The following is a 16,260-nucleotide window of genomic DNA, read 5'->3' as shown; positions in this document are numbered from 1 at the left end:
CAAATAAAATTAATTATGAAGAAATTATTGACGACTTTTTTCGTACTTGCCTTTTTGTTTCCTGTTTTTTCACAGGAATCTGAATTTCCTGATATCTCTATTTCGGATTTGAATGGAAATAAAGTAAATATAAAGTCATTGTCGACAGAGGGAAAGCCTGTGGTCCTTGCATTCTGGGCGACTTGGTGCGGTCCGTGTATGCTGGAATTAAATGCGATCAACGATAAAATGGATGACTGGAAATCCGAAACAGACTTCCAGTTCTATGCTATATCACTTGATGATTCAAAAACAGTGGGACGTGTACAGCCCATGGTAAATGGAAAAGGATGGGAATTCGATATTTTATTGGATACAAACAACGATTTAAAGAGACTTCTTAACTTCTCAACACCTCCGTTCACTGTAATAGTGAAAGATGGAAAAATTCTTTACAGACACGTGGGATATCAGCCCGGAGCAGAAGATAATTTGTATGAACAAATTAAAGGAGTAATTAACTAATTTATCCAAGAAAAATATTGACATGAAAAGAATTAATGCTTTTGCGGTGCTGAGCTTATTTGCGCCTGCCTTATTTGGTCAGATAGAAATCGGGGGGGGAACTTTTTCCGGAGGTATAGAATCCACTTCCCAATGGTATCAGGATGACGAAGAATTAGATTTTGAACAGCCAAACGATCCTTTCCGATCGAATAATTATATCCGATTGGACTATCAGCACGGGAAATTTTCGGCTGGCTTGCAGTACGAAGCTTATCTTCCGGCTGCTTTATTGGGATATTCAGAAAGGCTGAATGATAATAAGATTGCGACGTATTATGTGAATTACAAAGGAGAGCAATTGGACATCACAGCGGGTAATTTTTACGAGCAGTTTGGAAACGGATTGATTTTGAGAAGCTGGGAAGACCGTCAGATTGGGATTAATAATTCCATCCGCGGGGTGAGAGTTGCCTATACGCCAAATGATTTTACTTCTATCAAAGGTTTGATCGGAAAACAACGTCTGGGATTTGAAACTACTCAAGGTACTTTGGGAGGTATTGATGTGGAAACCAATATTGTGCGGATGTTTAACAAAGATAATTTCAAACATTCGGTAATTGCTGGTGTGAGTTATGTGGGGCAGCATGAAGATTATACAGGTCCGGTTGAGGATTTTCCACAAAACATCAGTAATTATTCGGCGCGTTTGGGGTACTCGGGCAGTTCGGGATTTTATACAAATTTTGAATATGTATATAAAGGAGAACAGGCTGCTTATTTCAGTGGAGTTCCTACCGAAAAATATTATGACGGAAATGCTTTGCTAATTAATCTGGGGTATTCTACCAGAGGATTTGGAATCAATACAACTTTCAGGAGACTTGAAAATATGGGAATGTACTCACAGAGAGATTTAAGTGAGATTTCAGCCAATGTTTACAACGAAGGTATCGTGAATTATCTGCCGGCTCTTACCCGTCAGCATGATTATTTATTAACCAATATTTACGTTTATCAGGCTCAGCCCGGCATCAACCGTGAAAAAGGTGAAGCTGGAGAGATTGGAGGGCAGGTTGATATATTTTACAATTTTGCGAAAGGCACGTTTCTGGGTGGTAAATACGGAACGAAACTAGCTGTAAATGGTTCATACTGGAATGGTTTGAATGCAGAATTCAATGAATCAGGAGATGAATACACCACTGAGTTTCTTGATTTTGGAAGAAAATTTTTCCACGATGTTAATTTCGAAATCAATAAAAAATGGACCGACAAATTCTCCACTATTTTCACCTATATGCATCAATATTATGATAAGGGAATTGTGGAAGGAGGCAATTACAGTCATATTATTGCCAACGTAGTTGTGGGAGATTTTCTGTATAAATTTAATTCAAATAATTCAGTTCGTTTTGAATTACAACACCTGCAAACCAAAAGAGATAAAAAAAATTGGGCTGCAGCATTGGTTGAATACAACCTGAACCAGCGATGGAATTTCTATTTGGGAGACAGCTATAATTATGGGAACGATGATAAATCAAAACGTCACCAATACTACATGGTAGGAGGGAGTTATACCAAAGAATCAACACGTGTGGCAGTGAATTATGGCCGACAAAGAGGAGGCCTTATCTGCGTTGGAGGAGTATGTCGCTATGTTCCTGAAAATAGTGGACTTACATTGTCGCTGGTGAAAACTTTTTAATATATTTGTAATAATATTAACACACTAAATCATAAACAATGAAACAAAAATTTACTAAATTGATAGTAGCATTATCCTTGCCACTATTTGGGTACGCACAAACGATTGTGAATACCAATCCGGAAAATAAGAAAGTTATTTTAGAAGAGTTTACCGGTATAAACTGTGTATATTGCCCACAAGGTCATGCGATTGCGAAACAGATTCAGGACAATAATCCCGGAAATGTATTTTTGATTAATGTACATCAGGGAGGTTTTGCAACCCCATCCGGAAATCAGCCTGATTACAGAACTCCTTTCGGTAATGGGATTGTAAACCAGTCTTATAGCGGAGGAGGATTTGGATATCCTTCAGGAACTGTAAACCGTCATAATTTCCCAGGAATGGAGATGACAAATGCTGGGACAACAGCTATGGGGCGTGATAAGTGGTCAGCAGCTTCAAATATAATACTACAAGAAGCATCCTATGTAAACGTTGCTCTGGAATCAGAAGTTGATTTTCAGACACGTCAGATGACGATTAATGTAGAGGTTTATTATACCGGAAATAGTCCCGAAAATACAAATAAACTAAATGTAGTTCTTTTGCAGAACAACACATTAGGACCTCAAACCGGAGGTGGGATGGGGAACAACTACAACCATATGCACCGTCTGATCGATATGATCACTGGTCAGTGGGGTGAAGATATCACCACTACTACAGCCGGAACATTTGTGTCAAAAACCTATACTTATACAATCCCTGAAGATTTGAACAATATTCCGATTGTTTTGGGAGAACTGGAACTGGTAGCTTTCGTTGCTGAAGGAAATCAGGAAATCATCAGCGGAAACGGAACTTTTCCTTCCTATACAAACCTGGAGTATGAGAATGATATCAGCTTGGTTTCAATAGCAGATATTCCGGCTCAGTGTTCGGGTACTGTAACGCCTGAAATTACAGTTAAAAATTTCGGAAATACAGAACTTACATCACTTGAGATTTCTTATTCTATTAATTCAGGAACACCTCAGACCTACACCTGGACAGGGAACTTAGGTGGATTGCAGCAAACGACAATTACTCTTCCTGAAATCGCTTATACAGATAACGAAAACACACTGGAGATAACTCTGCCAACTGATGAAAACAATCAGAATAATATGGGTGATCTGACTTTCAACAAAGCAGTAGAAACTGACAGCCAGCTTACATTGGAAATCAGAACAGATACATATGGGTATGAAACCACATGGAATGTCAGAAATTCAGCAGGAACAATTGTAGCAAATGGTAGCGGATATGGAAGCAACCAAACTTATAATATTGACCTGGAACTTCCTATTGACTGCTATACATTTACTATCAACGATTCTTATGGTGACGGTGGTGGAAGAGCTATCCTGAAAAACATCAATGGTGATAATGTTTGGGTAATTCTTGGAAACAGTTATTCAAGCTCTGCGACCGTAAATTTCTCAACAGACGGAACAATGGGGCTTAATGATTTAACTGCTCATACGCTAAATATTTATCCAAATCCATCAAATGGAATCTTCAATGTTTCACTTGAGAAAAAATCTACTGTGGAAGTATTTGACGTAACCGGTAAAATGATTCACAAATCTTCTGCCAACGCAGGTACAAACACAATTAACCTGACTGGAAAAACAGGTGTATTCGTTGTAAAAGTAACCGAAGAAGGAAGTAAAAACGTTACAACGAAAAAAGTAATCTTAAAATAATTAATCTTTAGCACCGGCCAGCGGCCGGTGCTATTTCAAAAACAATTAAAAATGAAAAAAATAATTTTTTCCGCACTGTTTTTTGCAGCAGTTTCGGGGTATGCCCAGGATCAGGATTATACCGTAACAAATCTGGACATGGTGGAGTATGAAAACAATTCAGTGCATGTTTTTAATGTACACGGAACTTTTGATGACCCTATTGACGAAGCCAAACTTCATTTGGTGATAAATAACACCACTTCAGATCCGATTTATGTAACAGGAGAAGTTGTTGAAATCTCAAATACCAACGGAGAAATGGCTCAATTTTGTATCGGAGGACCTGCCGGAAACTGCTTCTTTCCCCTTTTTGAAGGTGCCTTCTATCCAAATACTGATGGTGGTGTAGTGCCGGCAAATGCCAATTGGGGATTCAATGATTATCTTATTAACCTGGATCCTACCAACCTGTCTGAATATACCATCCGTTTTCTTCAAACAGACGGAGAAGGAAATGAAATCCCGAATACTTCATTTTTCCTGACTTACCGTTATGATGAAAACATGAGTGTTTCAGATATGAATTCAGTTGCAATCGCAAAAGTTTATCCAACTGTTGTAAAAAATACAACTACTGTAAATCTGAAAGAAAATGCAGTCGTTCAGGTATTGAATCTTCAAGGGAAAACAGTGAAATCCCTTAACTTGAAAAGCGGAGTTTCTCAGTTGGATCTTTCAGGATTATCCGCCGGTGTTTACCTGATTCAGTTCAAAGGAAATTCCGGACTTACCACAACCACCAAAGTTGTTGTAAAATAATTTAAATTTAATTCCAAATAAATGAGCCGTTCTGTTGCAAAACAGAACGGTTTTTTATTTTCCGATTAATTTCCTGAACTTTCTCAAAACAGTTTAGGGATTGTTCTTTGTATTTGAATTTTCATAAATTTAAGCCTTTATATTGTACCCCAAAATGACACAAACCGAAAGTTTTCAGATTTTAGACAAAGAAATTTTGCCAGGCGAAACCAAAACTGTAAACCTCAAAATCGCCCAGCTTCATACAATGACTGAACTCAAAATCCCGATTATTGTTTCGCATTCCAATAAAAAAGGTCCAGTCGTTTTACTCTCAGCCGGACTTCACGGCGACGAATTCAATGGCGTGGAAACCGTTCGGCAAATCATCCGAAAAAAAATAAACCGACCCAAAGCAGGGACCATTATCTGTATTCCGCTTGTCAATGTCTTTGGTTTTGTAAACCAATCCCGGGAATTTCCCGACGGACGCGACTTGAACCGTGTTTTTCCGGGAAGTGCAAACGGCTCATTGGCCAGTCAGTTTGCGTATAATCTGATGGAGCACATCATTCCCAAAGTCGATTATGTAGTGGATTTCCACGCCGGCGGAAGAAGTCGTTTCAATGTTTCCCAAATCAGAATCGAAGAAAATCAACCCGAACTGGAAGCATTGGCTGCCGCTTTTCAATCGCCTTTTTTATTGTATTCAAAAAATATAGAAGGTTCGTTTCGGGAATCATGCGACAAACTCGGGAAAAAATATTTGCTTTTTGAAGGCGGTAAATCTTTGGATATTAATTCAGGAATTGTGGATCAGGCCATTGAAGGTACGATTCGTTTGCTCGCTCATCTTGAAATGCTTCACGAAAAATTCGAACCCAATCCGGTGGAAAATCCGATGATTTATATCGAAGATTCCACTTGGCTCCGAGCCGATGTTTCAGGGCTTTTTCAGAGTATAAGTTCGCCGGGAACTTATGTGGAAGCCGAACAAACGATTGCCTGGATTACGGATCCTTATGGTTCGATGGAAATTCCGGTTTTGGCTCCGCATTCGGGATACATCATCAATGAAAATCAGGGAGCAATTGTCTTTCAAGGCGATGCGATTTTTCATATAAGCAGCAAAATTAAAAACTGATTTTGATTTCAAAATACTGTTAAAATCGTTTTTCAGGAACCGAATTGAAGTACATTTGCAGTCTTCATGACGCACGCAAAAATCAATAAAAATTACCTGATTATTCTTTTGGGAATTCTGGCTGCAATTGGCCCGTTTACCATCGATATGTATTTGCCGGGATTTCAGAGAATTGCCCAGGATTTATATACCAATGAGCAACACGTGGCTTTTACGCTGACTTCTTATTTCATTGGAATTGCTTTGGGACAACTATTCTACGGCCCGATTGTCGATAAATACGGACGTAAAAAACCTTTGCTTTTTGGATTGGGAATTTACATTCTGGCAGCCATTGGCTGTGCGCTTTCGCCAATGATTGAAGTGATGATCGGAATGCGATTTTTGCAGGCTTTGGGCGGATGTGTGGGAATGGTGGCTTCCACAGCGATTATCAGTGATGTTTACGAAGTTCAGTACCGTGCACGGGCTTTTTCTTCGATTATGCTGGTAATGGGCGTTGCACCTTTGATTGCGCCGAGTGTGGGAAGTTTCTTTGTCGAAAAATGGGATTGGGAAGTTATTTTTTATTTCCTAGCGATTTTTGCCGGAATTGTTTTTCTTTTGATTCAATTTTTTCTTCCCGAAACCAGCCGTTATATGCATTCCAATAAATTAAAAATCAAGGAAATAGCTGCAGGATATCTCGAAGTTTTGAAAAATAAAACCTTTTTGTTTTACACATTGGCCGGAAGCATTGCGATGTCGGTCATGTTTGCTTATATCTCCTCGGCTTCCTTTATTTTCCTGACTTTTTACGGATTGGACAAAGCGACTTTTTCCCTTCTTTTTGCGGTCAATGCATCGGGAATTATTTCGGGAAGTTACCTGAACGGACTTTTGACAAGAAAGTTGAATTACATTAAAATATCCAATTATGCTTCTCTGATTTTAAGTCTTATTTCGCTTTGCATTTTGATTTTTGTACTTATCAATCCCCATTTGTCTTATCAATGGCTGGTGGTTGCTTTGTTTTTAATTTTATTTACAATCGGATTTATCAATCCAAATGCAACCGCGGCGTCTTTGGCGCCTTTTACTAAAAACTCAGGAACGGCCTCTGCACTTGGCGGCGCCATACGAATGGGAACCGGCGCTCTTGTTGCCACTACGATTGGTCTTTTTCAGGGTGAGTCTTCGCTTACGATGTTCATTATGATTTTTGTGCTTTCCATTTTGGCTGCAAGCCTTTTGTGGATCATGCCGATGGTGAAGAAGACCAGAAGTTAATTTAGAATAAAATCAACAATCATTTTCGTTGTAGTATTCTTTTTCTAATTTGTCTTCCAAGTATTCAAGATTTTGACCTGAAATATTTTGTTTTTCCAGTTTAACGGGTAATTGTTTGGCTCCATCACTTGAAATCCATAAACCATTAAAGGAATTCCCTTTTTTCTCTAACAATAAAATTCCTGTATTTCTAACTTCAACAAACGTATATCTACCTTTTTCATAATTCATTGTCGAATTAAGTAATATCCAATTATCATTTTTATTGTTTTCGTATTTGTAAATAGCGGAAGCATGAATATTCGGACATCCGTCTTCCTCAATTTTAAGATAAAATTGAATTTGCAAATCATTTCCAATTGTTCCTTTGTACAAGTCTTGAGAAATAATTTCTTGAGCGAAGCCCATGATTGGAAGGAAAATCAATAAAATTTTGGCATATATTTTCATTTGTAATGATTTTGAGTTTAAATATAAATATAAAAAAAACAGATCAATTTTTCCGTGAATTTACCTTTTCACGAAACGTTCCTACGGAACGATTGATTGAATTAAGTGAAATAAATTTTATAATTTAAAAGGTAATGTCCCGTAGGAACATCTGGTTGGTAGAAATAATTAGATGTGATAGAAGCTCGTCCCGTAGGGACGTTTGGTGTTATCTAGATTTTTTTAAGCTGTAATTTTTTGCTAATTTTGAGTCTCATCCCGAAACATACGGATCTAACTGCAAAACAAAAAATCCGCATCAATTTCTCAATACGGATTTATATTATTTGTCTGAATTTTAATGCGTTTACAAAGGAATATTTCCGTGCTTCCGTTTCGGGCCGTCCACGACTTTTCCTTCGAGCATTGAAAAGGCTTTGATCAACTTTCTACGGGTGTTGTGTGGCAAAATCACTTCGTCAATGAACCCACGTTTAGCTGCTTCATAAGGCGTAGCAAACAATTCCGCGTATTCTTTTTCTTTTTCCAAAAGTTTAGCTTCGTGGTCTTCGGCTTCCGCAATTTCTTTTTTGAAAATAATTTCCGATGCTCCTTTTGCGCCCATCACGGCAATTTCGGCCGTAGGCCAAGCAAAATTCATATCGGCACCGATGTGTTTGGAATTCATCACATCATAAGCACCCCCATAAGCTTTTCGGGTGATCACCGTAACTTTCGGAACGGTTGCTTCACTCAAAGCATACAATAATTTGGCACCGTGAACGATGATCCCGTTCCATTCCTGATCGGTTCCCGGCAAAAATCCCGGTACATCTTCCAATACCAAAAGCGGAATGTTGAATGCATCACAAAAACGCGTAAACCGCGCTGCTTTGATCGAACTGTTCACATCCAGACAACCGGCCAAAAACATGGGATTATTGGCAACAATTCCAATACTTCTTCCGCCTAATCTTGCAAATCCTACCACGATGTTTTCCGCAAAATCCTTGTGAATTTCGAAGAATGAATCCTCGTCGATGATTTCATGAATCACCTCTTTCATATCATAAGGTTTGGTCGAACTTTCCGGTACAATCGTATCCAGATTTGTCCGGATTTCATCCCCTAATTCAAAGGGATAATTTTCTACCAATTCCGAATTGTTTTGAGGTAAATAACTCAATAATTTTTTGACGTCTTCCAGACATTCCACATCGTTTGCGGAAGTAGTATGCGCCACACCTGATTTCGTCGAATGCGTAGAAGCGCCACCTAATTCTTCAGCCGTAACGGTTTCATTGGTAACCGTTTTCACCACATTGGGTCCGGTTACAAACATATAACTCGTGTTTTCCACCATCATCGTGAAATCGGTCATGGCAGGCGAATAAACCGCACCGCCGGCACAAGGTCCCATGATGGCCGAAATCTGTGGAATCACTCCTGATGATTGAACATTTTTATAGAAAATATCGGCATATCCGCCCAAAGAACGGACACCTTCCTGAATTCTCGCTCCACCGGAATCATTGAGTCCTATCATCGGCGCACCTACTTTTAAAGCCATATCCATGACCTTGCAGATTTTTTCGGCATGGGTTTCTGATAAAGAACCGCCGAAAACGGTGAAATCCTGTGCAAAAATATAAACCAAACGGCCGTTGATCGTTCCGTATCCCGTTATCACACCATCTCCCGGATATTTTTCCTTGTCCATCCCGAAATCACTTGTCCGATGCTCAACCAGCATCCCAATTTCCTCGAAAGAACCTTCGTCCAAAAGGTATTCGACACGCTCTCTGGCGGTTAGTTTCTTTTTGGCATGTTGGGCGGCAATTCTCTTTTGGCCTCCACCCAATTTTGCCTGGGCTTCCTTATCGATTAATGTTTGTATTTTATCGTTCATTTGATTTATGAATTGGGCAGTCTGACTATTTTTTTATCTTCTAGATATTGTTTCAAAGCCACCATGGCAGCGATTTCAGCTTCTTTGGCCGATGCTTTTTTGATAAGTTCGGGCTGATAATATTTCTTCACGAAATTGGTATCGAAATTTCCGGAAAGAAAGGCTTCGTGTTCAAATACGAATTTCCCAAAGGGCAAGGTCGTTTGAATTCCCTTGATTTTATAATTCCCAATGGCTTTCAGCATGAGATGAATCGCCTCTTCACGGGATTTTCCGTAAGTAATCAATTTCGCTAACATTGGATCGTAATAAATCGGAACATCCATTCCTTCGTCGATTCCGTTGTCAACACGAATTCCTTCTCCTTCTGGTAATTGATAAACCTCCAAATTTCCGACGCTTGGCATAAAATTATCCAAAGGATCTTCCGCATAGACACGTAATTCCATTGCGTGTCCTTGGATTTTTAAATCTTCTTGTTTGATCGGAAGAACTTCGCCTCTTGCCACACGAATTTGCAATTCAACCAAATCCATTCCTGTAATCATTTCCGTAACCGGATGTTCGACTTGCAAACGGGTATTCATTTCCAAGAAGTAGAAATTTTTGTTTTCGTCTAACAAAAATTCGACGGTTCCCGCACCGACATAATCACAAGCTTGCGCGACCTTTACGGCGGCTTCTCCCATTGCTTGCCGAATTTCGGGTGTCAAAACAGAAGAAGGAGCTTCTTCGATAACTTTTTGGTGACGACGCTGAATGGAGCATTCTCTTTCAAACAAATGAATGATATTTCCGTGCGTGTCGGCCATCACCTGAATTTCAATGTGACGAGGCGAACCCACGTATTTTTCAATGAAAACCGAACCATCCCCAAATGCCGAAACCGCTTCAGAAGTGGCTCTTTCCATTTGAGATTCAAATTCCTCTTCATTTTCCACGATGCGCATTCCTTTTCCTCCACCGCCTGCCGAAGCTTTGATCAAAATCGGAAAACCAATTTCTTTGGCCACCTGTTTTGCTTTTTCCACATCTGTAATGGCTTCATCCAATCCGGGAACCATCGGAATATCGTATTTTTTAACCGCCTCTTTGGCTGCGAGTTTGCTTCCCATCACGCGAATGGCTTCGGATTTAGGACCGATGAAAATAATGCCGTTTGCTTCTGCTTTTTCGGCGAATTCCGCATTTTCAGAAAGAAATCCATAGCCGGGATGGACGGCATCTACATTTAATTTTTTGCAGACTTCGATGATTTTATCGCCCAACAAATAAGATTGGTTGGAAGGTGCTTCACCGATTAAAACGGCTTCATCGGCAAATTTTACGTGAGGAGCTTCGCGGTCGGCTATCGAATAAACCGCAACGGTTTTGATGCCCATTTTTTTGGCGGTTTTCATTACCCTTAAAGCAATTTCTCCGCGGTTGGCAACTAATATTTTTTTCATTCTATTTTGTTTAAAGTTTAAGGTTCAATGTTTAAAGTGGTTTGAAACCTTACTTAGGCTATTCAAATTCGATTAATAATTGACCTTTGTCCACGGCCTGACCTTTTTCGACCATTATGGATTTGATAATTCCGGCTCTTGGCGAAGCAAAATTATTTTCCATTTTCATTGCTTCCAAAATCAATAAACTATCGTTTTCTTGAACTTCCTGTCCGACTGAAACATTGATGCTCAGGATGAGTCCCGGCATAGGTGCTTTGATGGCATTGACTTGTTTTCCGGCACCTACTTCAAATCCCATTTCTTTGATGAGTTGATCCAATGGTCGTGCGATGTTGACTTCGTATTCGTTTCCGTTCACAAGCACAGTATAATTTCGGTTGAGGAAATCGGCAGAAAGGATTTCGGTCTGATAAGAAACATCGTCTTTTAAAACCTGAAATTTATTCTCTTGTAATGAGATACTGTCGAGGGAGTCCGTATCCTTTGAACTGAAATCAAAACTTTTATCTCCGTCAACGATAATTTTGTATGTATTCATATTTATTTTGAACTAATTGGGCTAAAAATACGTAAACTAAAGCTTAGAGCCTGTTTAAATTTATCTAATAATTTGTTTATGCTTCTTTTTGGCTATAACTGTGTTAAATTTTTAAACGATAGTCTCTGCTATCCTTTAAAAATTTGCCTTGTTCTAACTCAAAAATAATTCATAAACATTTTCACAATATAAATTTAAACAGGCTCTTATACGAAATTAATTTTCTCAGACTTGCACTGGTTTCTTGTTTGTCTTGGTTTTGACTTCTCATTTAACTATATTCTCCAAATAAGATATCTTTGTTGTAAATAATTAGTACAACCTGAAACTGAAATAGAATGACGCAATCCAAAGCTTTGGCCATTTTGAAATCCGGGCGAAACGTATTTCTCACGGGCTCGGCGGGCGCAGGAAAAACTTATGTTTTAAATCAATACATCAAATACCTGAAAGAACATAAAGTCGGCGTTGCAGTCACGGCTTCGACCGGAATTGCAGCCACGCATATGAACGGTCAGACCATTCATTCCTGGTCAGGAATTGGCATTCGGGATGAAGTTTCGGTTCGGCATTTGTCCAATTTGAAAGAGAAAAAATATTTCCGCGAAAAGATGGAACAGGTGAAAGTTCTGGTAATTGACGAGATTTCCATGTTGCACCGAAATCAACTGGATTTGGTCAATCGGGTTTTGAAATTTTTCAAAGAAAATGAAATGGCTTTTGGTGGAATTCAGGTTGTTTTTTCGGGTGATTTTTTTCAGTTGCCGCCCATAGGAAATGAGGAAGAAACTTCACGACAGAAGTTTGCTTTTATGTCGGATGCATGGTTGGAAGCCGAACCGGTGATTTGTTATCTGACCGAACAGCACCGACAATCTGAAAATGATTTGAATTTGATTTTAAATGAAATTCGAAACGGTGAAGTCACCCAAAAATCCATTGATTTGTTGGAGTCACGGGTAGAATTTCATCCGGATGAAGGCGAACAGGAAACCAAATTATTTACACATAATGCCGATGTAGATCGGATCAATCATATGTTTTTGGAACAGATTGGAAGTGCTTCGCGTTTTTTTTCGGCCAAAGTAAAAGGAAATGAAGCCCTGATTGAAATGCTGAAAAAGTCGGTGCTGGCGTTGGATAATTTGGAACTGAAAACCGGTGCGCAAGTTATGTTTGTCAAAAATAATTATGAAGTCGGATATGTAAACGGTACGCTGGGGCGGATTTCGGGATTTACCGATAAAGGTCATCCGCTGGTGAAAACTTTTGACAATGATTTGATTGAAGCCAAACCCGAAACCTGGGCAATTGAGGACGAGAGCGGTAAACCTTTGGCTTCTTTTGTGCAAGTTCCTTTGCGCTTAGCTTGGGCGATTACAGTGCATAAAAGTCAGGGAATGACGCTGGACAAAGCGATGATTGATTTGAGTCGGGCATTTGAAAAGGGGCAGGGCTATGTGGCGCTTTCGCGTTTGCGTGATTTGCAAGGTTTGAAGTTGCGAGGTCTCAATCAAACGGCTTTGGAGGTGGATGAATTAGCGATGCGTGCCGATAAAAGATTTCGGGAACTTTCGCAGGAATGGGACGATTCATTGGAAGAAAAAAGTCTGGAAGGAGAATTCCGAAGTTTTATTTTGTACAGTGGCGGAACGGTGGACAAGAGAGAATTAGCGAAGCAAAAAGAAAAAATTGCAATGAAGGGAAAAGCTGAGAAAGTTTCGACCTATCAGCACACCAAAAATTTGGTTCTTCAAGGCATGGACATCGAGGAAATGGCCGAGAAAAGAGGCTTGACAAAGGGAACGGTTTTAAGTCATCTGATTCGAATTTCGGAAACCGATAAAGAAATTGATTTGGAAAGATTTCGTCCGTCGCAGGAGCTCATCGATAAAGTCAGGGAAGCTGTTGCGAAACAAGGTTCAGTAGAAAAACCTTCATTGACACGAATTCTTTCAGATCTTAAGAAATCCATGAGTTCGGTTAGTCATCTGAAAATAGGTTTCGATGAAATCAAGCAGGCACAGATTTTTTTAAACAGGAAATAAAAAAGTCCGGAATTCATCCGGACTCTCTGTATTTGAAATTTCATTATTCGACAATAAAATAAATTGCTTTTTTCTCTTCAGGTTCATCATTTCCCGGCGCAAATTTTTTGAACTCTACCAGGCAAACACCGTTGCTCTGACCGGTAACATCAATGGTTCTGACACCCGGAACTCCCACCATTCCTTCGGGCGCTTCATTTTGCTGATATCCTTTATCGCTTACCTGAGCTGTACATTCCTGCTGTGTTTCAGATTGCCATGAATATCCTGTTGAGGCGTTTTCATCTATAGCTACAGAAACTGTTTTCCCGTTTTTCACTTTCACAAATTCCAAATGATTGTATTCGGCGAGATTAATCTGATTGGGGAAATAGTCCCATCTTTCTTTGATTGTGGTTTTACAATTCAGAAAGGCTAGAGAAACAATAGATAATAGAAGTAGTTTTTTCATCTGTCAGTAAATTTTAAGTGAATTTAAAAGAAATTTCAGAGAAATCAAATCTCTTATAAGGAAAATATAATAAGGCACTCAATTCTGTCCTGATTTAGAAGAGTTTTGTATCGAGGGTTCGAATCCCTTCCTCTCTGCAACTATAAAACGCAAACGCCTACTTATTAGGTGTTTGCGTTTTTGCTTATTGTGAAAATGCACACAAAATGATAAGAACGAAGTTCTGGGTATTTGGGTTTAAAACGCCCCCGCTGGGCTCAACCCAGTTGATTCTTGGAAGTTTGAAAATCGAACAACGAAAATCGTTAAGAATCAACTAAGTCAATCTTTCTTTTTTATATCTATTTTTTTTATAATAAATAAGATTTTACGCTCAATCTTCATGTATCAATCGCGTCATTCCCGAACCTAAAAAATCATTGGGTCGAATGAGAAAACCAAACTTCTCATAAAATCTTTCCTTACCTTTTGCCGACATCAATCCAACAAAAGCACCGTCAACCGCATTCTCTTTAATATAATTCATTAATTTCTCCATTAGCAAATACCCGATTTTCCGGTTTTGGAATTCAGGCAAAACAATCAAATCCTGAATGTAAAAAACCAGCTTTCCGTCTCCGAGCACCCTGCCCATACCGATGATATGACTATCTTTCATCACGCTCAAAACATAGAGTGAGCTTTTTAACGCGAGACCAACTCCCTCGCCCTCAATCATTTCCCATCCCACAGAATTTCGCAAGGAATTATAATCCTCACCGCTCGGTGCCATTTCCAGAAATATTATTTCACCATTCATCTCAACTTTATTTTAAATTCTGATTTTAATTTTTCTCTCCAAATGAATAACTCATAAGCTTTCTCATAAATTTCACTTTCTACAGCTTTCACAATCTCCGAATCTAAACGATGGACTATGTTTTCAGAATTTTTGAAATAACCGTAAACATCCCGATGTTGCTCAAATAATTCATAAACCCATTTACGCACAGATACTCTCAACTGCTTTCTTTCTGTTTCGTCAAGACTTTTGAAATAATTATATCGTTTATTTAAAACTTTATATTCTTCTGCCCTCTTTTGGTTTTCAGTCTGATAAGTTTTTGAAAATTTATTTTTCTCTTCGGTCTTTATCTCTTCAAAAACATCTTGTAAAACTTTCTGTGTTTTCAATTCCTTCTCCGCTTTTTCAAAAAAACTTTTCATCCGAATGACTTTTACTAAATCTGAATTTACATACTCAAAACCGCGAGGAGTCAGATAGATTTTACCGCGTACGGCCAGTACGTCAAAGCTTGAAGTTCGTAAAGGACTTCTTTGGAAATGATGATGAAACAAGGAATGAAATGCCAATAGTTTATAAATCTGAAAGCCTTTACCACTTAAACCTTCGTCAATTTCATCATTATAATGTTCTACAAACTCATTCGGTGTTTTATGATACAATTTATGGTAAACCGACCACAGCAAATCTTCATTCACCTCAGGGCAAAACAATTGTTTAACTGTCGAATTAAATTTCTCAAATTTTTCTTTTAAATCCTTTTCCTTAGCTATTGTTTCTTTTTCTATAATTGGAATCGGAGTGGGGTTTGGAGTAAGAACGAATGATTTTTCTCTGGAAGGAATCATACTGAAAATTGTATAAGCAATCCAAATAACCTTTATAAAAGTCCAGAGTTCTACTTCCAATGGAACTTGAAAAAAAGGATTAATAAGAACCGCTGAAAACAGCCAGAAAAACAATCGCTGTGAATCATCTTTTTCATGAAAAGCAAAAAAACAGAAAATCAAGAGCCCAATAAATTGAATGTAACTGAAATAATCATTTCCCTTGCTCGATAAACTAAATAACAATAAAACCACCCAGGAGATTTTGACGATGACCAATAAATCCTTGCGTCTGATGCCTTCAAGTTCTGCATTCATAGCATTAATTTTTTAAATTAAACTTCTCTGAAATTGCAAGGATGAAAACTCAATCGAAATGAATACAGAAAGGAATCTGCACCTTTTATTTAGTCTTACGACCTTGCAAGTTGCCAAATCATTGCACCACCTTATCAGTTCGGTCTGACAGGTTGGCGTCCATTTGAATTCATTCAAATGAAGCTCTATAGATTCAGAATTTCAATAACAAATCAAACTAAGATTGATTTGCTCTACAAAGATTATTTTATTTAATGAAATATGCAAATCATCTATTTTTAAGTCTTTGCCTTTTTTCACCTCCAGCTATCTCTGGACTATATCATGTACATCCAAAGCATTTGAAATAAGAGGTTTATTCAAAAATAAATCTAAGAATTTG

At 38.5% G+C, this 16,260-nt stretch carries 14 protein-coding genes; 7 read left to right on the top strand and 7 right to left on the bottom strand.

Annotated features, from left to right (window positions below; genetic code table 11):
- Positions 1–15 precede the first annotated feature (15 nt).
- The 6 genes from WBF63_RS00810 (at position 16) to WBF63_RS00785 (ending at position 7,123) form a co-directional block, all read left to right on the top strand.
- Positions 16–504 carry a TlpA family protein disulfide reductase gene (locus WBF63_RS00810; protein WP_424367783.1) on the top strand — a complete coding sequence of 163 codons (489 nt, stop codon included), beginning with the start codon at positions 16–18 and terminating at the stop codon, positions 502–504.
- 22 nt (positions 505–526) lie between these two features.
- A complete protein-coding gene (locus WBF63_RS00805; RefSeq protein ID WP_424367782.1) occupies positions 527–2,197 on the top strand; it encodes a DUF6029 family protein in 1,671 nt (556 codons plus the stop codon).
- A gap of 38 nt (positions 2,198–2,235) precedes the next feature.
- On the top strand, positions 2,236–3,930 hold the full coding sequence (locus WBF63_RS00800; RefSeq protein ID WP_424367781.1) for an Omp28-related outer membrane protein: 1,695 nt from the start codon (positions 2,236–2,238) through the stop codon (positions 3,928–3,930).
- 51 nt (positions 3,931–3,981) lie between these two features.
- A complete protein-coding gene (locus WBF63_RS00795; protein ID WP_424367780.1) occupies positions 3,982–4,731 on the top strand; it encodes a T9SS type A sorting domain-containing protein in 750 nt (249 codons plus the stop codon).
- A 154-nt stretch (positions 4,732–4,885) separates the two neighbouring features.
- Positions 4,886–5,854 (top strand): succinylglutamate desuccinylase/aspartoacylase family protein, encoded by a 969-nt coding sequence (locus WBF63_RS00790; protein WP_424367779.1) that lies wholly within the window; start codon positions 4,886–4,888, stop codon positions 5,852–5,854.
- Between the two features lie 66 nt (positions 5,855–5,920).
- Positions 5,921–7,123, top strand: a complete 1,203-nt coding sequence (locus WBF63_RS00785) for a multidrug effflux MFS transporter (RefSeq protein ID WP_424367778.1) — start codon at positions 5,921–5,923, stop codon at positions 7,121–7,123.
- Positions 7,124–7,135: 12 nt separating this feature from the next.
- Here WBF63_RS00785 and WBF63_RS00780 read toward each other — a convergent pair whose 3' ends face one another.
- From WBF63_RS00780 to WBF63_RS00765, 4 genes are all read right to left on the bottom strand, one after another.
- Positions 7,136–7,573, bottom strand: coding sequence for a hypothetical protein (locus tag WBF63_RS00780; protein WP_424367777.1), 438 nt, complete (start codon positions 7,571–7,573; stop codon positions 7,136–7,138).
- 346 nt (positions 7,574–7,919) lie between these two features.
- Positions 7,920–9,461 (bottom strand): acyl-CoA carboxylase subunit beta, encoded by a 1,542-nt coding sequence (locus WBF63_RS00775; protein WP_424367776.1) that lies wholly within the window; start codon positions 9,459–9,461, stop codon positions 7,920–7,922.
- Positions 9,462–9,466: 5 nt separating this feature from the next.
- The gene (accC, locus tag WBF63_RS00770) at positions 9,467–10,909 is read right to left on the bottom strand and encodes an acetyl-CoA carboxylase biotin carboxylase subunit (RefSeq protein WP_424367775.1); all 1,443 of its coding nucleotides are present in this window, start codon (positions 10,907–10,909) and stop codon (positions 9,467–9,469) included.
- A 58-nt stretch (positions 10,910–10,967) separates the two neighbouring features.
- Positions 10,968–11,450, bottom strand: coding sequence for an acetyl-CoA carboxylase biotin carboxyl carrier protein subunit (locus tag WBF63_RS00765; protein WP_424367774.1), 483 nt, complete (start codon positions 11,448–11,450; stop codon positions 10,968–10,970).
- A 338-nt stretch (positions 11,451–11,788) separates the two neighbouring features.
- Between WBF63_RS00765 and WBF63_RS00760 the strand changes: the two genes are divergently transcribed.
- Positions 11,789–13,498, top strand: a complete 1,710-nt coding sequence (locus WBF63_RS00760) for an AAA family ATPase (RefSeq protein WP_424367773.1) — start codon at positions 11,789–11,791, stop codon at positions 13,496–13,498.
- A 43-nt stretch (positions 13,499–13,541) separates the two neighbouring features.
- On the opposite strand, the gene WBF63_RS00755 is transcribed toward WBF63_RS00760, so the two are convergent.
- The 3 genes from WBF63_RS00755 to WBF63_RS00745 all read right to left on the bottom strand — a co-directional run bounded on the left by WBF63_RS00755 (position 13,542) and on the right by WBF63_RS00745 (position 15,878).
- Positions 13,542–13,949, bottom strand: coding sequence for a protease inhibitor I42 family protein (locus tag WBF63_RS00755; RefSeq protein ID WP_424367772.1), 408 nt, complete (start codon positions 13,947–13,949; stop codon positions 13,542–13,544).
- Between the two features lie 373 nt (positions 13,950–14,322).
- Entirely contained in the window at positions 14,323–14,748 is a 426-nt protein-coding gene (locus WBF63_RS00750; RefSeq protein ID WP_424367771.1) for a GNAT family N-acetyltransferase, read from the bottom strand.
- The gene (locus WBF63_RS00745) at positions 14,745–15,878 is read right to left on the bottom strand and encodes a DUF6804 family protein (protein WP_424367770.1); all 1,134 of its coding nucleotides are present in this window, start codon (positions 15,876–15,878) and stop codon (positions 14,745–14,747) included. Before WBF63_RS00745 ends, WBF63_RS00750 begins: the two co-directional genes overlap by 4 nt.
- Between the last annotated feature and the right edge of the window lie 382 nt (positions 15,879–16,260).

This window comes from Moheibacter sp., assembly GCF_049672845.1.
Taxonomy (GTDB): domain Bacteria; phylum Bacteroidota; class Bacteroidia; order Flavobacteriales; family Weeksellaceae; genus Moheibacter.
This window is presented reverse-complemented; position numbering and strand designations above follow the sequence as displayed.